The sequence below is a fragment of the Bradyrhizobium sp. TM102 genome (genome assembly GCF_009176685.1).
Taxonomy (GTDB): Bacteria; Pseudomonadota; Alphaproteobacteria; order Rhizobiales; family Xanthobacteraceae; genus Bradyrhizobium; species Bradyrhizobium ottawaense.
Window position 1 is genome coordinate 5859976 of sequence record NZ_AP021855.1, and the last position, 24987, is coordinate 5884962.

A 24987-nucleotide genomic window follows, 5' to 3' on the forward strand; every position below is an offset into this window, starting at 1 on the left:
ATCCTCCCGATTTATTGGGAGGCAATATATAACAAAAATTACGTCATGCAAGATATTTCTGTAACATAAAACTCAGGCCTCGAACCTCCTTTCCAGAAGCTTTCGCGCCGGCGGCAATGGCCCTTTCTCGTTGGTTCCATGTCCATCAAGCCATTGTTCGGAGGAGGCAAGCAGCGCGCGATAGATTTCGCCGCACAGGTTCCGTGCCGCCCTGCCCGGCCAGTTGGTCGGCAGCAGGCTTTCGGGCAATAGCGGATCGCGCAGCACGACGCGGCGATAGTAGTGGATCAGGAGGATGCGCGCGGTAAACGCGTCGGCCTCGGACAAATCGGTGCCGCGGCCGATCGCGGCGCGCAGCGGCTCGAACGTCTTCATGAATTTCAGATAGGCATCCGCGGTGCGGTCCAGCGGCCAACTCGCACTGAGCAGGCGACGCCCGCTGTCATCCTCAGCCGAAACTTCGAGACGGATCGCGCCCCCGGCTTCATCCGGCACCGGCAGGCCCGACGGCGCGACCCAAACCCCCGGCAGCGGACTGCCGAAGCCGGCGTTACGGAGCGCTTCGCGCGAGACGTCGCGATCTCCGCCATTGCCGATCAGGAGCAGCTCGAAGCGTCCGGTCCAGTCGGATGGCGGCGGATCGTAGATGTGGCGTGTCGCGGCCTCGAAGGTCTGGCGGCCCTTCTCGGCAAGCCGATAGAAGCTGTTGCGGCCGACCTTTTCCCGCGTGAGCCAGCCATCGGCCGCAAGCCGCGACATCGTGGTGCGCACCACGCCGCTGTCGATGTCGAGACCGTCGAAGAATTCGAGCAGCGTGCCGAGCCACACCGAACCGCCGCGGGGCACGATGGCATCGCCGAACACGGTGATGACGATGGAGCCGGTGCGCGACGGTTCACGCTTGAGCTGGTCGATGATGCGGGAGAGCGGATGCGCCATGCGCGAGGCATAGCGCGTTTGATGCGGGCGCGACAATGGACGGGTGCGACGGCTTCTCTTCTCCTCCCCGCTTGCGTGGCCGCAACGAGCTTCGCTCGCGCTGAGAAGGTCGGGATGAGGGGGAGGTTCCGCGGGGACGGAGGGAGTCGGACTCGCGGCGTACTCACAGCGTCATGGCCGGGCCAGTCCCGGCCATCCACGAGCCTTTCACGCAGCACAAAGACGTGGATGCCCGGGACAAGCCCGGGCATGACGATCTCTGCTCAACGTTCAAATCCGATTGCCCTGCCGCACGCGGAAAGAGGCGAAGATCACCGATGCGGATCGGGATAGGCCAAGCTGCGCCAGCCGCTGCGGTCGAATGGCCGCCACTGGCCTTCCTTTTGCGCGAGCCGGTCGGCCACGGCATAGACCGCGGCCGGGTGATGGCCCATGCCGCAATGGCTGCTCTCGATCTCGATGCTCTCGCTCTGCCCGCCCGACTTCTCCATGCAGCCCTGCCAGGCGCAGACGCCGTCAGTGCGGCTGAAGATGGCGGTGGTCGGCACCGGCGGTGGTGCCGCCAGATCGCCGCCGAACCGCGGATCGACCTCGTCCGACTTCCGACCGCTCGCCCATTCATAGACGCGCCAGGCATTGGTTGAACGGGGATCGCCGGCGAAGGGGCTACCAAGCGTGATCACCTGCCGCACGCGCTCGGGCATCATCTTGGCGAGCTGCCGCGCATAGAGGCCGCCAAGGCTCCAACCGACCAGGCTGATCTTGCGGCCATGGGTGTCGCTGAGCTCCTCGACCAGATCGACCATGGCATGCTGCACGCCCTCGCGAAGGCCATAGTTGCGGCCCTGGCGCCAGCCGCTCACCGCATATCCCTTACTGGTCAGAAACGTGCGCAACGCACGCGTGGATGCATCGGAGGCCACGAGGCCCGGCAGCACCAGCACCGGGTGCCCATCACCGCGCGGCGCAAGGCTCAGCAGCGGCAGCGCGCCGAGGAATGCGCCGAACTCGTGGATCGCGCGCCCTTCCATAAACATCAGAGTTCTCGACGGCGGACGCAGCGTCTGGGCAGTAGCGGTCATCAATGTTTCCCCTGAGAAGGCGCCGGGCGCGATACCGGCAAATGGGCATGAATTCCAATACGCCGGCTTCTTGATCGTTCCGCAGCGCAGCATGAATCAGCTAGGCGGCCGGTTCCCGACATTCAAGCGGGAGAGTCGCGGGGCGACAATAGGCCCGCGCGTTAATGCTAACGTCCGTGGCGCAAAAGTCACAGCAATCGGAGCAGGAATTCTACGGAGTAGAGCGCGAGCCCGGCGAGCCCACCGATCAGCGAACCGTTGAAACGGATGTATTGCAGGTCGCGCCCGATGTTGATTTCGATCAGCGAAATCAGCTGCGCCATGTCCCAGGCCTTGACCTGGTCGGAGATGAAGATCGAGACGCCGCTCTTCTGGTCGGCGACGAAGCTGCGCAGCACCGTCACCAGCCCCTTGTTGATCTCGTCGCGCAGCTCGGCATCGCCGGCGAGCGCATCGCCGGCGGAAACGAACATGCCGGCGAGATGATGCTGTAGCACCTGCGTCTCGCCGCTCGCGCTGCGTTCGATGAAGGAGCGTGTGTTGGCCCAGACGGTGCGTGCGAGATCGGCAAGCTCGGGCCGCGCGAGGAGGTCGCGCTTCAAGCCGGCGATGCGGTCGATATAGGCCTGGTCAGTGCCGAGCCGGTCGACGAAGCTCAGCACCATGCGGTCGAACTCGCCGCGGAAGGGATGCTTGGGATCGCTGCGCACCTCGTTGAAGAAGGCGGTCGCGGACGCCACGATCTTGTTCACCAGAAACTTGTCGGCTCGGTAGAGCCGCAGCAGGGTCGGCAATTCCGCGCGCACCTTCTCGCGGATCATCCCCATCGTCTCTTTCTGGTTCAGCGTCTCGTGCATCACGCGCAGGAGATCGTCGAACAGGATCTGATGGCGCCCCTCCGCCACGAAACCGCGCAGCGTGCCGGCGGCGAGTGGCGCAAGGTCGATCGCCTGGAGCTGCGATGACATGCGGCGGATGATGAAGGTCATCAGACCCGAGCTCTCCGTCGCCGAGACGGCCTCCGGCAACAGGCGGAGCGCGAAGCGCGCGAGATCGTCGCTGCGCTTGCGGTCGCGCAGCCAGTCGGCGACGAAGGAGCCGAAATCGATCTCCTTCAGCTTGGCCTCGACCGGTCCCGCCTCGAGGAAATGCACCTGGATGAATTCGCCGAGCTTGTCGGCGATCCGGGCCTGGTTGCTCTGGATGATCGCGGTATGCGGGATCGGCAGGCCGAGCGGCCGCTTGAACAGCGCGACCACGGCATACCAGTCGGCGAGGCCGCCGATGGTCGCGGCTTCCGCGAAGGCGGCGATGAAGCCGAACACGGGATGCGCGTTCAGCAGCAACTTCGCGACGACGAACAGGGCAAGCGTCGAAGCCAGCACCAGCGTCGCCAGCGCTTTCACGCGGCGCAGCTCGGCCGCGCGTTCGGCATCGCCGGGAGTATCGAAGGAGAAGGCGGCGGGTGGGGTCATAGCGGATACTTAGCGTGTCAGTCTCCGCGTGTCCCGGACGCGGTGCAGCGTGCAAACGATGCACCGCAGAGCCGGGACCCAGCAAGCATCCGATGCAGGATGGCCCCCGGATCAGCAGTGCACCACGCCACTGGACGATCCTTCGCATCGCCAGGGGGCGCGCTGCGCTGCATCCGGGGAACGCAAGAGAAGAACAAAAGGCCCGCCGAAGCGGGCCTCAAATTCAGTTTTCACTCAGGGCGCCGGATCAGGCGGTCTTGTTGTAGACCTTGGCAAAATTGTCCTGAGCGGACTTCGCACCGTTGGCGGCGAGCTGGCCGAAATAGTCGGCGGTCGCCTTGGCGCGCGAGACGAACACTTCGCCGCGGGCGCGGAGCAGGCTCGACTGGATCTCGACGGCTTCGCCGACCGACTTGGCGGAAGCAAGCTTGTCGATGCTGGCGAAGAACGCCTGGGCGTCGTCATAGATCGCCTGCTGGATATTGCGGCTGATCTTGCCGGCCTCGGTGACGGACTCGGTCACCGCGTTCTCGACGGCGGCGGTCACGCGCTCGGAGCCAGCGAACACCTCGGCAGCACGGTCCTTGGCGGTGTTGGCGGTCTTCTTGACGAACTCGCGGGCGGCCTCGGGAACTTCCAGGTTCTGGATGTTCTTGAAAGCGTCCTTGAAGCCCTCGAAAGCGGTGTTGGTTTCAGTGGTCATGGGGTTCTCTCCATCCTCATTGGTCTGAGCTATGGGCTCACCCCGTCCTCGATGGCCCGGGGCACGGCTTATATGGCATAGTTAATTGTGCGATGCAATATTCATATTGCAGTGCGATATCACGAAACTGTGAACAGCCTTAACGGGAAGCAATATGATGCCTCCGTGGCCAGGCCGGTTCCCGGAGAGCGGTTGGACCATCTCCCCAGTGCTGGAGACGGCGGTCCTAGTGCTGGACGGCGCGTTTTAGTGCTGGACGGCGCCTGGCAGCCCGTAAGCCTCCATCTGGGCCTGGACCTGCGCGATGTTGTGGCCGAGCACGACGATGTCGTGGGTCTTGCCGTCGACGTCCCGGACGTGATCTCGCAGCAACGCTTCGGCCTTGAAACCGAGGCTCTCGAACACGGCGATCGCGGCCCGCTGGTCGACCGTCATCTGAACCGAGAGTTTTTCCAGGCCCGCGCCGAGCGCGAGCGCGAAGGTCTCCTGCGACAGCGCCCGCCCTACCCCCTTCCCGCGCACATCGAGCGAGACGACCATGCGGATCTCGCCGACATGGGGCGACCAGGAGTGCGGATCGCGCACCAGCGTGCCGCAGCCGACGACCTTGCCGTCCCTGACCGCAAGCAGGCTCGTAATCGCGCCACGCTCGATCTCCTTAACCCAGGCCGACAGCACCTTCGGCTCGCTGATATTGCGCGGCAAAAACAACAGGTCGTGGGTCGGCAGGCCTTTGCCGAAGGCGAGCACCGCGGCTTCATCCGCAGGCGACATCAAGCGGATCTCGATATCGCCGGCGTCGGTCTTGACGTGGCGCGGATAGGAACGCTGCTCGCTCATGTCGATCTCTTCCCTAGCCAGGAATCCAGTTTCGGCCATAGCCGCTTCACGGCGTTGGCTCCCGCGACGAGCGAGACGTGACCGCCCTTCAGCATCACCTCTTCCTTGTCCGCAGATCCGATCTTCGCGATCAGGTGCTTGGCGGCGTCATACGGCACGATGTGATCATGCTCGGCGACCGCATGCAGAATCGGCACCTTGATGTTGTCGAGCTTCGCAGGCCGGCCGCCGACCGACATGGTGTCGTTGAACAGCTTGTTGTCCCACATCAGGTCTTTGGTGATGGCGCGGAAATACTCGCCCGCCAGCGGCAGGGTGTCGGTCGCCCAACGGTCGAACATGCGGTAGGACTTGACGAACTCGTCGTTCCAGATGTTTTCCCAGAGCTGGATCTGGCTCACCGTGCGCGAGGCCGGACGCAGCATCTCGAACGAGGACAGGATCATCTCCGGCGGCACGTTGCCGACGCTGTCGACGAGGCGGTCGACGTCGAAATAGCGACGGTCGGAGAAATTCGAGAACAGCTTCATCTCGCGGAAGTCGATCGGCGTGGTGAAGCAGATCAAATTCTTCATCGGCCCATCCTTGTGGATCGCGCCGTAGAGCAGCGACAGCACGCCGCCGAAGCAATAGCCGATCACGGAGACGTCCTGCTCGCCGGAATCAGCTTGCACCCGGCGAACACAGTCCGGAATGAAGTCGAGGACATAGTCCTCCATCCGCAGGCTCTTCTCCTCCGGCCGCGGCGCGCTCCAGTCGAGCATATAGACGTCGTAACCGCGCTTGAGCAGGAATTCGATAAAACTCTGGCCGGGGACGAGGTCGAGGATGTAGCCGCGGTTGGTGGTGGCCATCACGATCAGCACCGGCACGCGGTAGATCTCGTCCGACATGGGGCGATAATGATAGAGATTCATGGTGCCGCGCGAATGCAGCACGTCCTTGGGCGTCGATCCAAGTGATGGACCCGAGGTCGAGAAATATTCGACGCCCTTGATGCTGCGCTGGATGGCGCGCTGCACCTCGCTCTGCATGCGTTCCGGGATAGAAGCGAAATCAAGTCCGGGAGCTGCATTCATGCCTGCTCTCCGCCCTCAGACGGCGGGCGCTTGGTGCGCGGCGGCCGCAATGCGGAATCGCCCCCCTGAGACACGCCGGCACTTGCAGCCATCTGGTTCAGCAGCGACTTGATCTCACCGATCTGGACTTCGATAGCTTGCAGCCTTTCGGCAAGGCCTGTGACCTGCTCCCGACTCGGCAGGTTCATGGAGACCAAGTACTTCTCCATGAGTTCGCCGAGCTGCTTCTGAGCACCTGCAGCAACTCCCCCCGCACGGTTCATCGCCTGCGAAAACTCGGGCGACGACATGGCCTGGTTGGCGAAGGAGTTGAACCCCTTCTCCATCTCACCAACCATCTTTTGCCACATGGCGACCGGGTCATTGGTCTTGTCGGTCATCGGTGTCCTCCAGATGTCGAGAGCTTCGATGCTCTTCTTTTTCGCCATACCACACCGTTGCGCCGTGCCGGTCAACCGGCAAGCAGCGGCTCGGTGCCGCGCGCGGCTTTCATTGCAACGGGAAACCGTGCGATACAGCATCAGTCAAACGCTTGAGGGAACGCGCCCGTGAACGCCCATCAGCCGCCCCAGACAGTCCGCGCCAATGGCATCGAGATCTGCTACGAGATTTTTGGCAACGACAATGCCGAGCCGCTGCTGCTGATCATGGGATTAGGCGCCCAGATGATCCACTGGGACGATGCGTTCTGCGAGCAGCTTGCCGCACGCGGCTTCCGCGTGATCCGCTTCGACAATCGCGACATCGGCAAGTCGAGCCATCTGACGGGCGGCAAGCGGTTGACCCCGCTCGAGCTGCTTAAGCTGCGATTCTTCAGGATTCCCGTCGCGGCAACCTACAGGCTGATCGACATGGCCAACGATACGATCGGGCTGATGGATGCGCTCGGCATCAAATCGGCGCATCTTGTCGGTGCCTCCATGGGCGGCATGATCGCGCAGGAGGTCACGCTGTCGTTCCCGCAGCGCGTGCGCTCGCTGACCTCGATCATGTCGACGACGGGCAGTCCGCGCGTGCCGCCGCCGACGCGCGAGGCGGCCGCAATGCTGATGGCGCCGCCGCCGCGCAGCAAGGAGGAGTTCATCGTCCGCTACGGCCAGACCTGGAAGGTGTTGCGCGCCGGGCATTTTCCGGAGGAGGAAGCGCTCGACCCGGAACGCGCCGAGCGCGTGTTCGCGCGCGGGCTCAATCCGGCCGGCGTCGGCCGCCAGCTCCGCGCGGTGCTCGCGTCCGGCAGCCGCAAGGAGCGGCTGCATGCCGTGCAGACGCCGACGCTCGTGATCCACGGTACCGTCGATCCCTTGGTGCGGCCTGAGGGCGGCAAGGACACGGCGGCGTCAATCCCGAACGCAAGATTGTTGATGATCGACGGTATGGGCCATGCACTGCCGATGCGGTTCTGGCCTGAGATCATCGGCGCCATCGACAAGCACGCGCATGGCGCGGCGGCGCAGGCAGCTTAACAGTTCTTCGCCATCCAGATCACATGGCGCGCACCGCCGCCCCTGCCGGTCGCGCGGACATTGACCTCGTTGACGTCGAAACCGGCGCTGCGAAGTCGCTTGGTGAAGGCCGGGTTGGGTCCCGACGACCAGACCGCGAGCATGCCGCCCGGCCGCAGCGCCGTCTTCGCCGCCTTCAGCCCGCTCGAACTATAGAGCGCATCATTGCCCTTGCGGGTCAGTCCCTCCGGCCCGTTGTCGACGTCGAGGAGAATGGCGTCGAAAGCCGACCGCTGCGCCCGGATGATTTCGCCGACATCGGTTTCCCGGATGCTCACCCGGGCATCATCGAGGCTCTCGCCGAACACTTCCGCCATCGGGCCCCGCGCCCAGACGACGACCGCCGGCACCAGCTCGGAGACCACGATCTTCGCCTTGGCGCCAAGCACCGCCAACGCCGCACGCAGCGTAAAGCCCATGCCCAATCCGCCGATCAGGACAACGGGCTTGGCGACCGTCTCGATCTGCTTCGCCGCGAGCGTTGCGAGCGCGGCTTCCGAACCCGACAGGCGGTTGTTCATCAGCTCGTTGGTGCCGAGCTTGATGGAGAACTCCTTACCTCGCCGCATCAGGCGAAGCTCTTCGTCGGAGCCGGGGATTTTGGCGGTGTCGATTTTTTCCCAGGGAATCATGAGGGACGTTTAGCATGATCGGGATTCGCAGGGTGGGTTAGCCGAAGGCGTAACCCACCTCTTTACTTTCCACGGGATCAGAAGCGGTGGATTACGCCGGCGGACTGCGCTGCGCGCAGCCGCGGGCTAATCCACCCTACGATCTCTGCCTACCCTCCCGCCCAGACGTCCAGCACATAGCGGTTCTTCGTCCCCATCTCCTCGATCCAGCGCGCACTGACGGCGGCGTCGCTGCCGCTCTTCTCGCGGTGGATCGCGACCAGTGCCGCTTTCACGTCCGGCTCCATCTTGCCGCCGTCGCCGCAGACATAGACGATCGCGCCCTGCTCGATCAGCGGCCAGACCTTGTCCTTCTGCGCGGCGAGCAGGTGCTGCACATAGGTCTTCGGTTCGTCCGCGCGCGAGAACGCAGTGAAGAGTTCCGTGATGCCGCTCGCCGCCAACGCCTTCAGCTCGTCCGCGTAGAGAAAATCCTGGTCGGGATGGCGGCAGCCGAAAAACAGCATCGCGGGTCCGAGGCTGGCGCCCTTCGCCTTGCGTGCGGCCCGTTCCTGAAGGAAGCCGCGGAACGGCGCAAGGCCCGTGCCGGGGCCGATCATGATGATAGGCACCAAGGGATCGTCGGGAAGCCGGAAGCCGGCCTTGGTCTCGCGTACGGTGGCGTAGATCGCATCGCCCGCGCGACGGTTGGCGAGATAGTTCGAACAGATGCCCTTGTAGGTGCCGCGGCCGGAGGCGGCCGGCCCTTCGACCACGCCGACCGTGACACTGCAGCGCGCCGGGTCGACCGACGGCGAGGACGAGATTGAGTAATAGCGCGGCGCCAGCAACGAGAGCATTTCGAGATAGACATGGAACGGCAACTCGCAGGCCGGATATTCGAGCAGAAGATCGAACACCGATTTGCGCCTGGCCAGGATCTCGCCCCGGTAACGCTCGAGCGGCTCAGCTTCCTCGCCGACGAAAGCCAGCAGCTTCGGCTTGGTGACCGGACAGCGGGTGTGCTCGGCCATGATCTGGATCTGCTTGCGCGTCGCCACCTGCTGCAGCTCGACGAACTCGCTGAGCAGGCGGCCGACGGACACGGCATCCCCCACCGGCAATTGCGCGCGGCGGCCCTCGGCGACCTGCAGCCTGATCTGATCGGCGGGCAGGAAGCCGAAGCGGCGCGCGACCGAATCCACTAGCGTGGGATCGTTGCGTGGCACGACACTCAAATGATCGCCGACGCGGTAGCTGGCGTTGGACGGCAGTTGCACCTCGATGTGGCGCGTCGAACGCTCGGAGGGCTTGGACCCGCCCTTGTTCTGAAGCTCGTCATTGACCAGCACTTTCATCGCCACCGCGCCGCCCTGGGCCACGATGGTGTTGACGGCGCTCACCGCCACCGGCTCGATCGCATAGAGCGGATCGTCCTCGGCGGTGCGGGTGAAGTTCCAGTCGATGCCGAATTCCTTGGTCGCGACCTGTGCCGCCGCCGGAAACCATTTCTGGAACTGGCCGTCGAGATCGCTGCGCGCATCGCCCTCGCCGCGCGGATAGACCGCGCGCGCGCCATGCGCCGACAATTGCTCGTCGATCAGACGCGGCACCGATTGATAGGTCGCGGCCCAGTCGCTGTTGCCGCAGCCGAACACGGCGTAGCGCACGCCGGCAAAGGCATCCTTCGGCAGGTCGCCGCCGAGCCATTTGACGAACTGCGTCGCGTTATCAGGCGGCGCGCCGTTATAGGAGGCGCAGATGATCAGAACGCCGCCCTCCTGCGGCAGCTTGCCGACGTAATCGTCGAGCGGGCCGAGATGCACGGCAAAGCCATTGATCTCGGCGAGATCAGCCATGCGCGTCGCCAGCTCCTCGGCGGTGCCGAGATTGGAGCCGTAAAGCACCAGCATCGGCGTGTTGTGGCCGGGCCGGGCGGTCGGCTGGCGCGGCGCCTTCGGCGCCGAAGTAGCGGCCGCGACTGGCCCGCCATAGGCGCCACGCTCGCGATCGACGCGCGGGCGCACTTTGATCTTGAAGCCTTCCGGCTTCATCGTCAGGGTTTCCTTCAGATGCATCTGGTAGCGCTGGTGGTCGATCAGCTTGAAGCGCTGCAGGATCATGCCGAGCGCGAGCGCGGCCTCGTGCATGGCAAAGCCGCGGCCAATGCAGGCGCGCTGGCCGTTGCCGAACGGCTTCCAGGCATTGACCGGCCGCTTGGCTTCCGCCTCGCGGCTGAAATTATCGGGATCGAACGCATCCGGATTCGGTCCCCAGACGCTGGGATCGCGATGCAGCGCGGTTACCAGAATGGTGGTGAAGGTGCCCTTGCGAAGCTTGTACTTGCCGCCGCCGAGCGTCTCGTCCTTGAGCGGCGAGATGCCATAGGCCGGCGCCGGCGGCCACAGCCGCAGCGCCTCTTTCAGGATCTGCGTGATGTAGGTGAGCTGCGTCACCTGCTGGTAGGTCGGCTTCGCGTTGACGTCGGGGCCGAAGACGCGGTCGACCTCGTCATAGGCCTTCTTGAGGATGTCCGGATGCTTGAGCAGCGCATAGAGCGTGTAGGACAACAGGCCGCTGGTGGTCTCGTGGCCGGCGATCAGGAACGTGTTGATCTGGTAGCGGATGTTGACGTCGTCGAGCTGCTCGCCGGTCGAACGATCGACGCCGGTCATCATCGCGGCGAGCATGTCCTTCTTGTCGTCGATCCCCTCCGCGCTCTTGCGGCGCTCGGCAATGATCTCGTCGACCATCTTGTTCATGAAGGCGACGTCTTCGGCGAGCGTCTTGCGCCGCTTCTGCATCCAGATCTGCTCGAACGGCAGGCCGCGTGTCATCATGATGGTTTCGAGCGAGCGCACCAGCGACTCGACGAAGGGATGGTAGTCGCGCCGGTAGAACGAATTGAAGCGATACTCGAAACCGCACAGGCCGATCGTATCCAGCGTCAGCGCCGTCATGTCGTGGACGACGTCGATCTCGTCGTCGGCGTTCAGCCGCTCCCATTTCTGGACGAGCTGCTCGGCGATATCGACCATGCTCGGATGGTAGGACTGCATGGCCCGGTTGCCGAACGGCTGGAGCAGGATGTTGTGCGCCTTGCTCCAATTCGGCTCTTTGGTGTCCGCCGTGAACAGCCCGTCGCCGCCAACCGCGCGTACGCGCCGCAGCGCACCGCGCACGGTCTTGTCGAAGCGCTTCTCATCAGACAGTTCATCGACGAGATCGTGGCCCGAGACGACCACGATCGGCGAGCCCATCATGTCGAGCCAAAAGATCGGACCGAGCTCCTTGGCGAGCCGCGTCAAATGCTGCACGGGGGCGGCCGAGTCCAGCGAAAGCATGTTGCCGACCACCGGCTTGGTCGGCGGATGCGGGATCGGGTCCAGACGGTTCTTGGATGACATTGACGTGCGTTTCCCCTGCCTTGCGTCATTCCGGGATGGTCCGAAGGACCAGACCCGGAATCTCGAGATCCCGGGTTCGACGCTACGCATCGCCCCAGGATGACGACTGCGTCGTCACCCAAACCGCCTTCTACGCCATTCGATCAGCTTGGCGCTGACCTCCTCCGGCTTCTCCTGCTGCGTCCAATGGCCACTGTCGCGGACCAGATATTTTTCGAGATCGGGGATCAGCTTGTCCATGCCATCGGCGGAAGACGGCGGCAACACCGCGTCGTTCTCGGCCATGATCATCAACGACGGCACCCGCACCGTATGATCGAGCCCTTCGGCGCGCGTCCAGTTGCGCGACATGTTGCGGTACCAGTTGATGCCTCCGGTAAAGCCGGTTCTGGTGAAATTGTCGACGAACACCTTCTTCTCTTCCGGCGACAGGATCGGCGTACGCGGATCATGCTTTGCGTCATAGCTGGCGATCATCTGCGGAAACGCCAGATTGACCCGCGGAGAAGCGCCGACGCCGGCAACCACCTCCTCTGCCGGCGCGTCGGCCGGGCGCGGCGCCGGCTTGCGCATGAACGCGTCAAAAGTCTGTTCGACGCGACTTCCGAAAATCCTGTCGGGCTCACGCGCCGGGTCCTGGAACTGCACGATGTACATCTTGTCGCCGAAGCGGGCGCGTAGGAGCTCGATCGGATCGGCCCAGGCACGGTTGGTATGCGGCGTGTTGATGCCGACCACGCCCGCCACCCGGTCGATGTGCCGCAACGGCATCTGCCAGACGATGAAGCCGCCCCAGTCGTGACCGACGAAGACCGCCTTGTCGATCTGCAAATGGTCGAGCAGCCCGACGAGATCACCGGTCAGGTGCTCGATGTCGTAATCCTCGACCGCCTCGGGCCGGTCGGTCGCGCCATAGCCGCGTTGGTCGGGCGCGATCACGCGGATGCCGGCCTCGCTCAGCGCTTTGATCTGGTGGCGCCAGGAGAAGGCCAGCTCGGGCCAGCCATGGCACAGCACGATCGGCGGCGTGTCCGTGATCGGGCCCGCCTCGTAATATCCCATGCGGATTCCGTTCGTGTGCACGAACTTGAGCTGTGGCATTTCAATCATCGAACCATTCCTATTCCGCAGCGCCCTTGATGTCGGTCGCCGGCGGCGCGTAGGCCGCCTCCAGCGCGGCGAACTCCTCCGGCAGCATGTCGCACATCACCTGCACATGTGGAATGATGTTGGCGCCGACGATGAAGCCGAAATCGAGCTGGTCGCGATAGCTCTGCACGGTAATGTTGAGCGCCTGCCCGTGCGTCGAGATCGACACCGGGAAGATGTGCAATAGCTCCGCGCCGGCAGCGTAAAGCGTCTGCCGCGGCCCCGGCACGTTGGACACGGTGATGTTGGCAGCCGGCGGCAGCACGTCCGACAGGTTCGAGCGGCTGTAGAGCAACGCCAGGATCTGCACCATGATCGGCGCGCCCAGCATCGAGATGTTGGAGACCTGGGGCATCAGCGCGCGCAGGGGATGCGACATCTCCTTGGACTTGGTCGATTGCGCGATGATGGCTTCGAGCCGCGCCTTGGGATCGTCGATGTTGGTCGCGATCGCGCAGATCATGCCGAACACCTGGTTGTTGGCTTCGGTGTTGCCCTCCTCGCGCAGCGAGATCGGTACCGCCGCGGTCAGCGATTTCGCCGGCAGCGTGCTGTACTCCTTCAGGTAACGCCGGACCACGCCGGAGGCGAGCGCCAGCACGACGTCGTTGAGCTTGCCGCCGGCCTGCTTGGCCAGCGCCTTCGCGCGAGACAGCGGGATCGACACACCGGCGAAGCTTCGCTCCGACGAGATGGTCTTGTTCAGCATGGTCGGCGGCGACACCATGCTGGCAAGGCTCTCGCGCGATTTGGGATCGGCGACCTTGCCGAGCACATCGGAGACGCTCTTGACCATGGTCGGGATATTGCCCGCGAAGCGCACCGCGCTCTCGATCTGGTACATCGCGTTGTCGAACAGGATCGAGCCGATGTCGCTCTTGCCGGTGCGCGGCAGTTGCAGGTTCTGGGCGGCCTTGCCGGCGTCGAGCGGCTGGTTGAAAAGCTGCTGGTAGGAATCCAGCAGGTTCGCCGCGATGTCGCGCGGCTCCTGTCCGGGCTTGCTGCCAGCCGCCGGCGGATCGACCTTCCGCGGGATCGGCGAGATGTCGTAGATCATGTTGGTCAGCGCCGCACCGGCACCGCCGTCGATGGCGGCATGGTGCATCTTGGAATAGAGCCCGACCTCGTTGTCCTTCATGCCCTCGAACACGTAGAACTCCCAGAGCGGGCGGGCGCGGTTCAACAGCTTGGCGTGCATCCAGCCGACGATGCGCTCCAGCGTGGCGCGGTCGCGCGGCTGCGGCAGGCTGGCACGGAAGATGTGACGGTCGATGTCGAACTGATCGTCCTCGACCCAGGAGGGATGATCGATGTCGAGCGGCGCCTTCTCCAGCCGCGCCTTCAGGATCGGCGCGATATGCAGGCGCGAGACGATCATCGCCTTGAAGTCTTCGAAGAAGTCGCCCTTGTAATCGTCGGGCAGGCGAAAGATCGCCATGCTCCCGACATGCATCGGCATCTCCGGCGTTTCCAGATAGAGAAACGACGCGTCCAGCGACGACAGCTTCTTACCGTCAGCCATAATTCCCTCCCGCAACAATTTTGACGGGCGCCTTCTGGCGCTTCTCGTCAGGCCGATATTGCCTGTTCCGGCGGGGCATATGCAATGGCAAACGGCCCGGCCCGGTCAAATGGCGAGAATTCCCCTTCCGGTTGCGCCAGCCGGTCCGCCACGGCCCATAGCGCCGCGGGGTTCACCCCGAGCCCGATATGGCTCGCCAGGAGCACTTCGATGTTCTCGGCACGGTCGGAGGGACGGAGCAGGCAGGTCCGCCAGTTCACGACGCCGTCGGCCCGCGAATAGATCGACGTCGCCGGCACCGGCAGATCGCCGGCGATCGCCTCGCGCGCCTCAGCAAGATCCTCGACCCGTTCGCCGGACAGCGCTTCGTAGAGCCGCGTCGCGTTGGTCGCCCGCACGTCATTGGCAAACGGGCTGCCGAGCGTGATGACATAGCGAACCATGTCGGGCGCCTGGAGCGCGAGATCGCGGGCATAGACGCCGCCGAGGCTCCATCCGACTAGGCTGACCTTGCGTCCGCTCGCAGCATGGATTTCGGCAAGACGGGCGCGCAGCGACTCCCGAATCCGCCCGAGGCCGCCGAGATTACGGCCCATCCGCCAAGCCTGTGCCTCATAGCCGAGCTCGCTGAGATAGCGCCGCATCGGGGCCATCGAGAGGTCGCTGGCGAGAAAGCCCGGCAGCGCCAGCACCGGATGGCCATCGCCCCTCGGCGCTCGCATCAGGATCGGCGACAGCAACAGGCTTGCATTGAACTCGAACAGGCCGCGCGCTTCTGCAAGCAGCAGGGCGAGGCCCGGCGGACGAAGCCCGCCCGGGGCCTGCCGCCCGTCTGGCCCGGACGGCATTATTTCTTCTTGTCGCTGCTGCGCGTGCCGCCGAGGCCCGCCATCGTGACGAACATGTCCTGAAACCGCTCCGCGATCTTGGGATCGAAGGTGAACCAGCTCTGGATCAGCGATTCCGGCGAGACCTTCTCGATGTTGCTGAGCACCTGCTGCTGCAGCTTGTCCATCACCGCCGTCTGCATCGGTCCCACGTCAGGCAAACCGAAGAACTGGCGGGCCTCGAGGGGGGTGCAGTCGATTTCGATATTAACTTTCATGTCCCCTCCGGATGAGATTCGAGCGGCCTGCCGGCAGTATCGCCGCGAGTTGTGGTGCGACGCAAGCGGCCTGATGCAGGCGCGACATGCCGCGTCCCGCAATCGGCCGATATAGTCAACCAAAGTCGAAAGACGCGGTCCTCCATGCCAGGCGGCACGGTCAGCATTGCTGCACAGCGGTGCAACTTGGCGCGTTCCTTGCTGGAATGGCGCTTGCACCGGTCGAGAACTCTGGGCAACATGGATCAATCAGCCCTGCCGAACAATCAAAAATCATCGGCACGGCAGAGTGGAGAGGGTCAAGAATGTCAGTCGGTCGAAGTCTGTTTGCGGCGACGCTCGCCGGTACGCTTGCGTTGACGGTCGCGCCGGCGTCGAGCCAGACGCTGCGTTATGCCAACCAGGGTGACCTGAAATCCCTTGATCCCTATACGCTGAACGAAAGCACCACCCACGCCCATCTCGGTCACGTCTATCAAGGCCTCACCGCGCGCGACAAGGACCTCAAGATCATTCCGGCGCTGGCGGAAAGCTGGGAAACTCCGGAGCCGACCCGCTGGCGCTTCCATTTGCGCAAGGGCGTGAAATTCCATAACGGCGATCCCTTCACCGCCGACGACGTCGTGTTCTCCGCCGATCGCGTCCGCAAGAAGGGGTCCAATATGCAGACCCGCCTTGCGCCCGACGTCAAGGTCGTCAAGGTCGACGACTACACCGTCGACTTCGTCTTGCCATCGCCCAATCCCATCCTGCATAACTCGTGGGATGTCTGGTACATCATGGACAAGAAATGGGCCGAGGAGAACAACGTCGTCGATCCGACGCCGGTGGCGGCGACCACGCCGAGCTACGCCTCGCTCCACGAGAACGGCACCGGTCCGTTCACCATCGAAAGCCATCAGCCCGGCGTGAAGACGGTTTTCAAGGCCAACCCCAACTACTGGGGCAAGGTCGAGGGTAACCTGAAGGAGATCGTCTTCACCCCGATCGCTTCAGACGCAACCCGCGTCGCTGCGCTGCTCTCGGGCGAAGTCGACGTCATCGAGCCGGTGCCGATCCAGGACATCTCCCGCGTCGATTCCAGCCCCAACGCCCAGGTGCTGAAAGGGCCGGAGCTGCGCACCATCTTCATCGGCTTCGATCAGATGCGCGATGAGCTGCTCTACTCCAACATCAAGGGCAAGAACCCGTTCAAGGACGTCCGCGTCCGCGAAGCCTTCTACAAGGCGATCGACATCGAGCTGATCAAGAAGCGCGTGATGCGCGAGCTGTCGACACCATCGGCGCTGATGATCGCTCCGGAGTTGTTCGTGCTGTCCAAGGAGTTCACGCGGCCGAAATTCGACCCCGATGGAGCCAAGAAGCTCCTGACCGAAGCCGGCTATCCCGATGGCTTCGAGGTCACGATGGATTGTCCGAACGACCGTTACGTCAACGACGCCGCGATCTGCCAGGCCGTCGTCGGCATGCTTGCCCGCATCGGCGTCAAGATCAACCTGCTGGCGCAGCCGAAGGCGCAGTACTTCGCCAAGGTGTTGAAGCAGGGCGGCTACCAGACCTCGTTCTACCTCCTGGGCTGGACGCCGAGCACGATGGACTCCCACAACGTGCTCTATGACATCATGGGCTGCCGCGACGACGCGAAATCCTCACGCGGCGAGGCCAATCTCGGCGGCTACTGCAACAAGGAGTTCGACGCCATCACCGACAAGGTGCTGGTCGAAACCGATACTGCCAAGCGCAACCAGCTGATCAAGCAGGCCTACGAAATAGGCAACAAGGACTGGTCCTACATCCCGCTGCACCAGCAGGCGCTGGCCTGGGGCGTGTCGAAGAAGGTCAACCTGCCGCAGCGCGCCGACAATCTGGTCATGTTCCATTGGGCGACCAAGAAGGAATAGCACCAGTTGAACACGAGGTCCCGGCGGCGTCAGGCATCCGGGACCTTTCCTTTTCCGGCTGACAAAGACGTCGACCGCACGCACACCCAAGGATAGTGGAAGGCATGCTCGCTTTCACTCTTCGCCGCGCCGTTCAGGCCATCGGCGTCATGTTCGCCGTCGGCATCATCGCCTTCTCGATGTTCCGTTTCGCCGGCGACCCCGTCAATCAGATCGTCTCGATCGACACATCGGCGGCCGAACGCGAAGCCGTGCGCAAGTCGCTCGGCCTCGACGATCCCGTGCCGGTGCAGTTCGTGCGTTATTTCGCCGACGCCGCGCAATTCAAGTTCGGCGTCTCCTACCAGTTCCGCCAGCCGGTCTCGACCCTGCTGATGGAACGTATGCCGGCCACGCTGGAACTTGCGATCTGCGCCACCGTGTTTGCAATGGTGTTCGGCATTCTGATGGGCGTCTATTCGGCGCTGAGGCGCGACACCGTGCTCGCCAAATTATTCCAGGCGGTTTCGCTGATCGGCATCTCATTGCCGACTTTCCTGATCGGCATTCTCCTGATCTATCTGTTCGCGGTGACATTGGGCTGGCTGCCCTCGTTCGGCCGCGGCGAGGTGGTCAAGCTCGGCTGGTGGAGCACGGGCCTGCTCACGCTGTCGGGACTGAAGGCATTGATCATGCCCTCGATCACGCTCGGCCTGTTCCAGATGACCCTGATCATGCGACTGGTGCGGGCGGAGATGCTGGAAGTGCTGCGAACCGACTATATTCGTTTCGCCCGCGCCCGCGGGCTGACCACCCGCGCCATTCATTTCGGCCACGCGCTGAAGAACACGCTCATTCCCGTCATCACCGTGGCCGGCCTTCAGTTTGGCTCGGTTATTGCATTTTCGATCATCACCGAAACCGTGTTCCAATGGCCGGGCATGGGACTGCTGTTCGTGCAGGCCGTGCAAAACGTCGATATCCCGATCATGGCGGCCTATCTGCTGATGGTCTCGCTGATCTTCGTCACCATCAACCTAGTGGTCGACATTCTCTACACCGTAGTCGATCCGCGCCTGCGCGCGACCGTCGGCCGCGCTACATAAGGCCCCTGCATGTCCGACGCCGTCGCCTCCAATTCCGACAAGCAGAGCGCGCCGCCCGCGCATGCCGGTCGCAGCTGGCTCAGCCGCGCCCTCGACAGCGACATCTTCTACTCGTTCCGCCGTTCCAAGCTGACCATGGTGGCGGCGGCCATTACCGTGCTGCTCTTCCTGCTCGCGATCTTTGCATCGGCGCTCGCGGTGCAGAACCCGTTCGATCCGGCGCAGCTCCAGTTGATGAACTCGCGCATCTCGCCGCTCTGGACCGCCGACGGCCAAAGCCCGTTCCTGCTCGGCACCGACGAGCAGGGCCGCGACGTGTTCTCCGCCATCCTCTACGGGATGCGCATCTCGCTCGCCGTCGGCGTGGCCGGCGTGATCTTCGCCGGCGCGCTCGGTATCGCGCTCGGCCTGATCGCCGGCTATTTCGGCGGCGCGGTCGATGGCGTGATCATGCGGATCGCCGACGTGCAACTGACCTTTCCCGCCATTCTGATCGCGCTGCTGGTCAATGGCATCGCGAAATCGATCCTCGGCAACCGTCTGGATGCCACCAGCATGTTGGTGGTGCTGGTGATCTCGATCGGCCTCAGTTTCTGGGTCGGGTATGCAAGGACGGTACGCGGCTCCGTGATGGTCGAGAAGAACAAGGACTACGTGGCCGCCGCGCAGCTGATCGGCCTGCCCGCGCCAAAGATCATGCTGCGGCACGTGCTGCCGAACACGATGGGCCCGATCCTGGTCATCGCCACCATCAACCTCGCACTGGCCATCATCACCGAGGCAACGCTGTCCTTCCTCGGCGTCGGCCTGCCCGACACCATGCCCTCGCTGGGCACGCTGATCCGCATCGGCAACAATTATCTGTTCGCGGGCGAATGGTGGATCGTCGCTTTCCCCGGCCTCGCGCTGGCCGGACTGATCCTGTCGATCAACCTGCTCGGCGACTGGCTACGCGACGCGCTCAACCCGAAGCTCCGATGAGCAAAACTTCGATAAGAGCGCCTCACCCATGACCGAGCCCATCCTCTCCGTTCGCAACCTTCAGGTGGAGTTCGCCTCCCGCCGCGGCACGCTGCGCGCCATCGACGGCGTCTCCTTCGACATTGCCAAGGGCGAGGTGCTGGGCGTGGTCGGCGAATCCGGCGCCGGAAAATCCGTGACCGGCCTCGCCGTGATCGGCCTGATCGACCCGCCCGGCCGGATCGCGGGCGGCGAGGTTCGCCTGGCCGGCCTGCGCATCGACAATTTGCCGCCGGAGGAGATGCGCCGCATCCGTGGCAAACGGATCGGCATGATCTTCCAGGACCCCCTCACCTCGCTCAATCCACTCTACCGGGTCGGTGACCAGATCATCGAGACGATCCGAACCCACCTGAACCTGTCCGAGACGGCCGCCCGCCGCCGCGCCATCGACCTGCTTGCCGAGGTCGGCATTCCCGCGCCGGAGAAGCGCATCGACGGCTACCCGCACGAATTCTCCGGCGGCATGCGCCAGCGCGTCGTCATTGCGCTGGCGATCTGCGCCGAGCCCGAGCTGATCATCGCGGACGAGCCGACCACCGCGCTCGACGTCTCCGTGCAGGCGCAGATCATCTCGCTGATCAAGCGGCTCGGCCGCGACCACGGCACCGCCGTGATGCTGGTGACGCACGACATGGGCGTGATCGCGGAGACCTCCGACCGGGTCGCCGTGATGTATGCCGGCCGTGTCGCCGAGATCGGTCCGGTGCAGGATGTCGTCAGAAACCCGCTGCATCCCTATGCCAAGGGCTTGATGGGCGCGATCCCGACGCTGGCCGGCGACGACAAGCGTCTCATGCAGATTCCCGGCTCGATGCCGCGGCTGTCGGCGATCCCGCGCGGCTGCTCGTTCAACCCGCGCTGCGCCTTCGCGTTCGACCGCTGTCGCGTTGATCGACCGGAGCCGCTGCCGCGCGGTGCGCAATCGGTCGCCTGCCATCTCTATGACAGCGTGCCGGCGGAGAGCGCGGCATGAGCGCTTCCTTCGTCCAGGCCACAAATCTGCGCCGGGTGTTCGACGTCTCGAAACCCTGGCTCAACCGCATGCTCGAAGGCGGGCATCTCGAATATCTCAAGGCGGTCGATCACGTCACCTTCGACATCAGGAAGGGCGAGACGTTTGCGCTGGTCGGCGAGTCCGGCTCGGGCAAGACCACGGTGGCGCGGATGGTCGTGGGACTGCTGCCGCCGAGCTCCGGCGATGTCTTGATCGACGGCGTCTCGATGACGGATCCGCGGCAGGCGCCGGCGCGCAGGAAGCTGCGCCGCCGCATCCAGATGATCTTCCAGGACCCCTATGCGAGCCTGAACCCGCGCTTTCGCGTCGATGCCATCATCTCCGAGCCGATCCGCGCCTTCGACCTGATCCAGGGCGAGCGCGACATCCAGGCCCGCGTCGGCGAGCTGCTCAGCCTGGTCGGCCTGCATCCCGACGACCGGCTGAAGTTTCCGCACGAGTTCTCCGGCGGCCAGCGCCAGCGCATCGCGATCGCCCGGGCGCTCGCATCGGACGCCGAGTTCATCGTCTGCGACGAGCCGACTTCGGCGCTCGACGTCTCGGTGCAGGCGCAGATCCTGAACCTGATGCGCGACCTCCAGGACAAGTTCGGCCTGACCTACATGTTCATCAGCCACAACCTCGCCGTGGTCCGCCACATGGCGAGCCGCGTCGGCGTGATGTATCTCGGCCGCATCGTCGAGATCGCTGAAGGCAAGGAGTTGTTCGCACGTCCCCGCATGCCCTACACCAAGATGCTGCTGGGCGCCGTGCCTGATCTTGCCATGAGCGGCCGCCAGCGCATTCCGGTGAAGGGCGAGATCCCGAACCCGATCAATCCGCCGCCCGGCTGCGCCTTCAATCCGCGCTGCCCGCTGGCGTTCGATCTCTGCCGCAAGGAAACGCCGGAACTGATCGACGGCGTCGCCTGCCACGCCGTCAACACCGCGCCGGTCCCGGCGTGATGCGCGCGTGCCATGCCGGCAGCGCATTGGCGGCGCGACATCGCCTGTGATCAATTGCGCGCGCCGCAAATGAGGTAATCCATGGCCAGCATCGTCAATCCCGATCCGTTCACGACCCGCCCCGAGATCGAAGGCACGTTCGGGGTCGTCGCCACTACGCACTGGATCGCGACCGCCGTCGGCATGGCCATCCTGGAAAAGGGCGGCAACGCCTTCGACGCCGGCGTCGCTACCGCCTTCACGCTCCAGGTGGTCGAGCCGCATCTGAACGGCCCCGGCGGCGATGTCCCCATCATCGTCCACGACGTGAAGCGCGGCCGCACCGAGGTGATCTGCGGCCAGGGCCCGGCACCGGCACGCGCCACCATCGCGCATTACAAGAGCGAAGGCCTCGACATGGTGCCCGGCACCGGCCTGCTCGCGGCCTGCGTCCCCGGCACCTTCGAATCCTGGATGATGTTGCTGCGCGATTACGGCACGATGCGCGTGCGCGACGTGCTGGAACCCGCGATCGCCTATGCCCGCGACGGCTATCCACTGGTCGAGCGCGCCTGCGCCACGATCCAGACCGTCGAGCAATTATTCCGCAAGCACTGGCCGACCTCCGCCGCGGTCTATCTCCCCAACGGCGAGGTGCCGAAGCCCGGCACACTCTTTACCAACGAGACGCTGGCCGCGACCTACGCACGGATTCTCAGCGAAGCCGAGAGCGGCGGCGGTGGCCGCGACGCCGAGATCGAGCGCGCGCGCAAAGCCTGGTCGCAAGGCTTCGTCGCGGAAGCCATCGACAAATTCTGCCGCACCCAGGAGGTGATGGACGTCAGCGGCTCGCCGCATCGCGGCGTGCTTTCCGCCGACGACATGGCGCGCTGGCAGCCGACGGTCGAGGCGCCGCTCACCTACGACTATGGCCGCTACACCGTCTGCAAGGCCGGCGTCTGGAGCCAGGGTCCGGTGACGCTGCAACAGCTCGCACTGCTGAAGGGCTTTGCCCTCGACGGGCTCGACCCGACCGGGCCTGAGTTCATCCATCTCCAGATCGAATGCGCAAAACTCGCCTTTGCCGACCGCGAGAAATTCTACGGCGATCCCAAGTTCAGCGAGATCCCGATTACGACGCTGCTATCGGACGCCTATAACGACGAACGTCGTAAGCTAATTACCGAGAAGGCCTCGCTCGATCTCCGGCCCGGCGCGATCGAGGGCTTTGGCGGCGTCGTCAAGCTGCGCCGCGCTGAAGGCCAGCGCGAGGCCGTTGGCGCGCTAGGCGCCGGTGAACCAACCGTGGGGCGCTTCGGCGAGGTGCGCGGCGACACCGTGCATTTCGACATCATCGACAAAGCTGGCAACATGGTGTCTTCGACGCCGTCGGGCGGCTGGCTGCAATCCTCGCCCATCATTCCCGAGCTCGGCTTCTGTCTCGGCAGCCGCGCCCAGATGTTCGATTTGGAGGAGAACCAACCCGGTTCGCTCGCACCGGGCAAGCGGCCGCGCACAACGCTGTCGCCGACCATGGCGCTGCGCGACGGCGAGCCTTACCTCGCCTGGGGTTCGCCCGGCGGCGACCAGCAGGACCAGTGGATCACCCAATTCTTCCTACGCCACGTCCATTGCAATCTCAATCTCCAGGAAGCGATCGACGCGCCGGCCTGGCATTCCGAGCATTTCCCGATCTCGTTCTGGCCGCGTACCGCGCGCCCCGGCGTGCTCGTGGTGGAAAATCGCGTACCCAAGGCGACGATCGAGAACCTTCGTGAGCGCGGGCATATCGTGGAAGTCGGTCCCGACTGGTCCGAAGGCCGGCTCACCGCAGCCTCGCGCGTGGGTCGGCGCCGGCGCGCCGCCGCCAATCCGCGCGGCATGCAAGGTTACGCCGCGGGACGCTGAAGGCAGCACATGACCTGGTCGATCATCGCGCGAGACCCTTTCACCGGCCAGTTCGGCATCGCTGTTGCGACACGTTTTTTCGCCGTCGGCGCACGCGTGCCGTATATTGCCGCCGGCGTCGGCGCCATCGCGACGCAGGCCTTCGTCAATCCCTATTACGGCATCGACGGCGTCAAGCTGTTGCGGGAAGGCCTTAATGCGCGCGACGTGCTGGCCGCGCTACTCGCGACCGACGATGGCCGCGAGAGCCGTCAGATCCACATCATGGATGCGAGCGGCGAGATCGCCGCACATACCGGGCGCGACTGCGTCGACTGGTGCGGGCACATCGCAGGCAGCGGCTTTTCCATCGCCGGCAACATGCTGGCCGGCGCCGACGTGCTCGACGAGACCGCAAAGACCTATATCGCCAACGACAGCCTGCCCTTCCCGCGCCGCCTGCTCGCCGCGATGCGCGCCGGGGAAGCCGCCGGCGGCGACAAGCGCGGCAAGCAGTCTGCCGCGCTGTTGATTCACGGCGAGGAGGAATGGCCGGCGCTGGACATTCGCGCCGACGACCATCCCGATCCGCTCGGCGAACTCGAGCGACTCGAACACGTCAGCCACGAGCTCTGGGTGCATTTTCGCGATTCCATGCCGACGCGACGGAACCCGGCCGGCAATACCGACCGCGGCGTCATCGACGCCAGCATCCAAGCAGCGCGTGCAAGGCAATCATGAGCGCGAGCCCTCTCATCGAGATCAGGGACCTCCGCATCCGCTTCCACGGCGACGACGGCCGCATCACCCACGCGGTCGACAGTGTCGACCTCAGTGTCGCCAACGGCGCGACCCTCGGCCTCGTCGGCGAATCCGGCTGCGGCAAGAGCGTGACCTCGCTGGCGATCATGGGCCTGCTGCCGAAACAAAGCGCGGAGATATCGGGCGCGATCCGCTTCGACGGCCTCGACCTCCTGAAGACGCCGGACCAGACCCTGCGCAATCTGCGCGGCAACCGGCTCGCGATGATCTTCCAGGAACCGATGACCTCGCTCAATCCGAGCTTCACCATCGGCGACCAGATCATCGAGACCATTTTGCGCCACCGCGGCGGCTCGCGGAAAAGCGCGCGCGAGCGGGCGATCGAGCTGCTGCGCCGGGTCCACATCCCCTCGCCCGAGCGGCGCGTCGACGAATATCCGCACAAGCTCTCCGGCGGCATGCGCCAGCGCGTGATGATCGCGATGGCGCTGGCCTGCGACCCGCGCCTGCTGATCGCCGATGAGCCGACCACTGCGCTCGATGTCACCTTGCAGGCGCAAATCCTGGAGCTGATGCGGGAGTTGAAAGCGGCAAGCGGCGCCGCGATCATCCTGATCACGCACGATCTCGGCGTGGTCGCCGAGGTCTGCGACGAGGTCGCGGTGATGTATGCCGGCGAGATCGTCGAGCGCGCGCCGGTGGACGAATTGTTCTCGGCGCCGCAGCACCCCTACACCGTCGGCCTGCTCGGCTCGATCCCGCGGCTCGACCATCGGGCCGAACAGCTTGCCACGATCGAGGGTATGGTGCCGAACATGGCGCAGCCGCCGGCAGGCTGCCGCTTCGCCGCGCGCTGCCCGTTCGTGCTGGACGCCTGCACCACGGCGCCGCCACCACTGATCGAAGTCAGCCCCGGCCACCTCTCGCGCTGCATCCGCGCGCCGCTCGAACGCCTGGTGTCGTGATGGCCACGTTCT

At 64.6% G+C, this 24987-nt stretch carries 22 protein-coding genes; 9 read left to right on the forward strand and 13 right to left on the reverse strand.

The features are described 5' to 3' along the window. Positions 1 to 72: 72 nt before the first annotated feature. The 7 genes from paaX to GDN70_RS27845 form a co-directional block, all read right to left on the reverse strand. A complete protein-coding gene (gene paaX / locus GDN70_RS27815) occupies positions 73 to 939 on the reverse strand; it encodes a phenylacetic acid degradation operon negative regulatory protein PaaX (RefSeq protein WP_152103303.1) in 867 nt (288 codons plus the stop codon). Positions 940 to 1250: 311 nt separating this feature from the next. Continuing rightward, on the reverse strand, positions 1251 to 2021 hold the full coding sequence (locus GDN70_RS27820) for a triacylglycerol lipase (RefSeq protein WP_173015880.1): 771 nt from the start codon (positions 2019 to 2021) through the stop codon (positions 1251 to 1253). A 188-nt stretch (positions 2022 to 2209) separates the two neighbouring features. Beyond that, positions 2210 to 3496, reverse strand: coding sequence for a DUF445 domain-containing protein (locus GDN70_RS27825; RefSeq protein WP_038947065.1), 1287 nt, complete (start codon positions 3494 to 3496; stop codon positions 2210 to 2212). Between the two features lie 247 nt (positions 3497 to 3743). Then, positions 3744 to 4199 carry a phasin gene (locus GDN70_RS27830; protein ID WP_152103305.1) on the reverse strand — a complete coding sequence of 152 codons (456 nt, stop codon included), beginning with the start codon at positions 4197 to 4199 and terminating at the stop codon, positions 3744 to 3746. Between the two features lie 246 nt (positions 4200 to 4445). After that, positions 4446 to 5039: a GNAT family N-acetyltransferase gene (locus GDN70_RS27835; RefSeq protein ID WP_173015881.1), complete on the reverse strand. Its 594-nt coding sequence runs from the start codon at positions 5037 to 5039 to the stop codon at positions 4446 to 4448. Further along, positions 5036 to 6118: an alpha/beta hydrolase gene (locus GDN70_RS27840; RefSeq protein WP_152103307.1), complete on the reverse strand. Its 1083-nt coding sequence runs from the start codon at positions 6116 to 6118 to the stop codon at positions 5036 to 5038. Before GDN70_RS27840 ends, GDN70_RS27835 begins: the two co-directional genes overlap by 4 nt. Then, entirely contained in the window at positions 6115 to 6498 is a 384-nt protein-coding gene (locus GDN70_RS27845) for a hypothetical protein (RefSeq protein ID WP_038947063.1), read from the reverse strand. The genes GDN70_RS27840 and GDN70_RS27845 overlap by 4 nt, the downstream gene beginning before the upstream one ends. A gap of 168 nt (positions 6499 to 6666) precedes the next feature. Here GDN70_RS27845 and GDN70_RS27850 point away from each other — a divergent pair, with 168 nt between their 5' ends. Then, positions 6667 to 7581 carry an alpha/beta fold hydrolase gene (locus GDN70_RS27850; RefSeq protein ID WP_152103308.1) on the forward strand — a complete coding sequence of 305 codons (915 nt, stop codon included), beginning with the start codon at positions 6667 to 6669 and terminating at the stop codon, positions 7579 to 7581. On the opposite strand, the gene GDN70_RS27855 is transcribed toward GDN70_RS27850, so the two are convergent. The 6 genes from GDN70_RS27855 to GDN70_RS27880 form a co-directional block, all read right to left on the reverse strand. Next, the gene (locus GDN70_RS27855; protein ID WP_095426351.1) at positions 7578 to 8252 is read right to left on the reverse strand and encodes a hypothetical protein; all 675 of its coding nucleotides are present in this window, start codon (positions 8250 to 8252) and stop codon (positions 7578 to 7580) included. The genes GDN70_RS27850 and GDN70_RS27855 overlap by 4 nt on opposite strands. Before the next feature lie 149 nt (positions 8253 to 8401). Next, complete coding sequence (locus GDN70_RS27860; protein ID WP_095426352.1) at positions 8402 to 11638, reverse strand: bifunctional cytochrome P450/NADPH--P450 reductase; 3237 nt, start codon at positions 11636 to 11638, stop codon at positions 8402 to 8404. A 114-nt stretch (positions 11639 to 11752) separates the two neighbouring features. Next, complete coding sequence (locus GDN70_RS27865; RefSeq protein WP_028143432.1) at positions 11753 to 12748, reverse strand: alpha/beta fold hydrolase; 996 nt, start codon at positions 12746 to 12748, stop codon at positions 11753 to 11755. A gap of 10 nt (positions 12749 to 12758) precedes the next feature. Then, positions 12759 to 14309: a wax ester/triacylglycerol synthase family O-acyltransferase gene (locus GDN70_RS27870; RefSeq protein WP_028143433.1), complete on the reverse strand. Its 1551-nt coding sequence runs from the start codon at positions 14307 to 14309 to the stop codon at positions 12759 to 12761. A gap of 47 nt (positions 14310 to 14356) precedes the next feature. After that, positions 14357 to 15157 carry a triacylglycerol lipase gene (locus tag GDN70_RS27875; RefSeq protein ID WP_038947054.1) on the reverse strand — a complete coding sequence of 267 codons (801 nt, stop codon included), beginning with the start codon at positions 15155 to 15157 and terminating at the stop codon, positions 14357 to 14359. Beyond that, a complete protein-coding gene (locus tag GDN70_RS27880) occupies positions 15157 to 15414 on the reverse strand; it encodes a DUF6489 family protein (RefSeq protein ID WP_028135213.1) in 258 nt (85 codons plus the stop codon). The genes GDN70_RS27875 and GDN70_RS27880 overlap by 1 nt, the downstream gene beginning before the upstream one ends. A gap of 305 nt (positions 15415 to 15719) precedes the next feature. Here GDN70_RS27880 and GDN70_RS27885 point away from each other — a divergent pair, with 305 nt between their 5' ends. The 8 genes from GDN70_RS27885 to GDN70_RS27920 all read left to right on the forward strand — a co-directional run bounded on the left by GDN70_RS27885 (position 15720) and on the right by GDN70_RS27920 (position 24975). Further along, the gene (locus GDN70_RS27885) at positions 15720 to 17315 is read left to right on the forward strand and encodes an ABC transporter substrate-binding protein (protein WP_038947053.1); all 1596 of its coding nucleotides are present in this window, start codon (positions 15720 to 15722) and stop codon (positions 17313 to 17315) included. A 104-nt stretch (positions 17316 to 17419) separates the two neighbouring features. Beyond that, on the forward strand, positions 17420 to 18400 hold the full coding sequence (locus GDN70_RS27890; RefSeq protein ID WP_026201522.1) for an ABC transporter permease: 981 nt from the start codon (positions 17420 to 17422) through the stop codon (positions 18398 to 18400). A gap of 9 nt (positions 18401 to 18409) precedes the next feature. Next, positions 18410 to 19381: an ABC transporter permease gene (locus GDN70_RS27895; protein ID WP_028143436.1), complete on the forward strand. Its 972-nt coding sequence runs from the start codon at positions 18410 to 18412 to the stop codon at positions 19379 to 19381. Positions 19382 to 19409: 28 nt separating this feature from the next. Continuing rightward, positions 19410 to 20396, forward strand: a complete 987-nt coding sequence (locus GDN70_RS27900; RefSeq protein WP_028143437.1) for an ABC transporter ATP-binding protein — start codon at positions 19410 to 19412, stop codon at positions 20394 to 20396. Next, the gene (locus tag GDN70_RS27905) at positions 20393 to 21382 is read left to right on the forward strand and encodes an ABC transporter ATP-binding protein (protein WP_028143438.1); all 990 of its coding nucleotides are present in this window, start codon (positions 20393 to 20395) and stop codon (positions 21380 to 21382) included. The genes GDN70_RS27900 and GDN70_RS27905 overlap by 4 nt, the downstream gene beginning before the upstream one ends. Positions 21383 to 21463: 81 nt before the next feature. Then, a complete protein-coding gene (locus GDN70_RS27910; RefSeq protein ID WP_038972769.1) occupies positions 21464 to 23269 on the forward strand; it encodes a gamma-glutamyltransferase family protein in 1806 nt (601 codons plus the stop codon). A gap of 9 nt (positions 23270 to 23278) precedes the next feature. Next, positions 23279 to 23989, forward strand: a complete 711-nt coding sequence (locus GDN70_RS27915) for a DUF1028 domain-containing protein (protein WP_038972770.1) — start codon at positions 23279 to 23281, stop codon at positions 23987 to 23989. After that, positions 23986 to 24975, forward strand: coding sequence for an ABC transporter ATP-binding protein (locus GDN70_RS27920; RefSeq protein WP_095426356.1), 990 nt, complete (start codon positions 23986 to 23988; stop codon positions 24973 to 24975). The genes GDN70_RS27915 and GDN70_RS27920 overlap by 4 nt, the downstream gene beginning before the upstream one ends. The last annotated feature ends 12 nt before the right edge of the window (positions 24976 to 24987 follow it).

Coding starts and splice junctions, on each gene's coding strand:
- paaX (WP_152103303.1), bottom strand. CDS start 939: ATGGCGCATCCGCTCTCCCGCATCATCGACCAGCTCAAGCGTGAACCG.
- GDN70_RS27820 (WP_173015880.1), bottom strand. CDS start 2,021: ATGACCGCTACTGCCCAGACGCTGCGTCCGCCGTCGAGAACTCTGATG.
- GDN70_RS27825 (WP_038947065.1), bottom strand. CDS start 3,496: ATGACCCCACCCGCCGCCTTCTCCTTCGATACTCCCGGCGATGCCGAA.
- GDN70_RS27830 (WP_152103305.1), bottom strand. CDS start 4,199: ATGACCACTGAAACCAACACCGCTTTCGAGGGCTTCAAGGACGCTTTC.
- GDN70_RS27835 (WP_173015881.1), bottom strand. CDS start 5,039: ATGAGCGAGCAGCGTTCCTATCCGCGCCACGTCAAGACCGACGCCGGC.
- GDN70_RS27840 (WP_152103307.1), bottom strand. CDS start 6,118: ATGAATGCAGCTCCCGGACTTGATTTCGCTTCTATCCCGGAACGCATG.
- GDN70_RS27845 (WP_038947063.1), bottom strand. CDS start 6,498: ATGACCGACAAGACCAATGACCCGGTCGCCATGTGGCAAAAGATGGTT.
- GDN70_RS27855 (WP_095426351.1), bottom strand. CDS start 8,252: ATGATTCCCTGGGAAAAAATCGACACCGCCAAAATCCCCGGCTCCGAC.
- GDN70_RS27860 (WP_095426352.1), bottom strand. CDS start 11,638: ATGTCATCCAAGAACCGTCTGGACCCGATCCCGCATCCGCCGACCAAG.
- GDN70_RS27865 (WP_028143432.1), bottom strand. CDS start 12,748: ATGATTGAAATGCCACAGCTCAAGTTCGTGCACACGAACGGAATCCGC.
- GDN70_RS27870 (WP_028143433.1), bottom strand. CDS start 14,309: ATGGCTGACGGTAAGAAGCTGTCGTCGCTGGACGCGTCGTTTCTCTAT.
- GDN70_RS27875 (WP_038947054.1), bottom strand. CDS start 15,157: ATGCCGTCCGGGCCAGACGGGCGGCAGGCCCCGGGCGGGCTTCGTCCG.
- GDN70_RS27880 (WP_028135213.1), bottom strand. CDS start 15,414: ATGAAAGTTAATATCGAAATCGACTGCACCCCCCTCGAGGCCCGCCAG.
- GDN70_RS27885 (WP_038947053.1), top strand. CDS start 15,720: ATGTCAGTCGGTCGAAGTCTGTTTGCGGCGACGCTCGCCGGTACGCTT.
- GDN70_RS27890 (WP_026201522.1), top strand. CDS start 17,420: ATGCTCGCTTTCACTCTTCGCCGCGCCGTTCAGGCCATCGGCGTCATG.
- GDN70_RS27895 (WP_028143436.1), top strand. CDS start 18,410: ATGTCCGACGCCGTCGCCTCCAATTCCGACAAGCAGAGCGCGCCGCCC.
- GDN70_RS27900 (WP_028143437.1), top strand. CDS start 19,410: ATGACCGAGCCCATCCTCTCCGTTCGCAACCTTCAGGTGGAGTTCGCC.
- GDN70_RS27905 (WP_028143438.1), top strand. CDS start 20,393: ATGAGCGCTTCCTTCGTCCAGGCCACAAATCTGCGCCGGGTGTTCGAC.
- GDN70_RS27910 (WP_038972769.1), top strand. CDS start 21,464: ATGGCCAGCATCGTCAATCCCGATCCGTTCACGACCCGCCCCGAGATC.
- GDN70_RS27915 (WP_038972770.1), top strand. CDS start 23,279: ATGACCTGGTCGATCATCGCGCGAGACCCTTTCACCGGCCAGTTCGGC.
- GDN70_RS27920 (WP_095426356.1), top strand. CDS start 23,986: ATGAGCGCGAGCCCTCTCATCGAGATCAGGGACCTCCGCATCCGCTTC.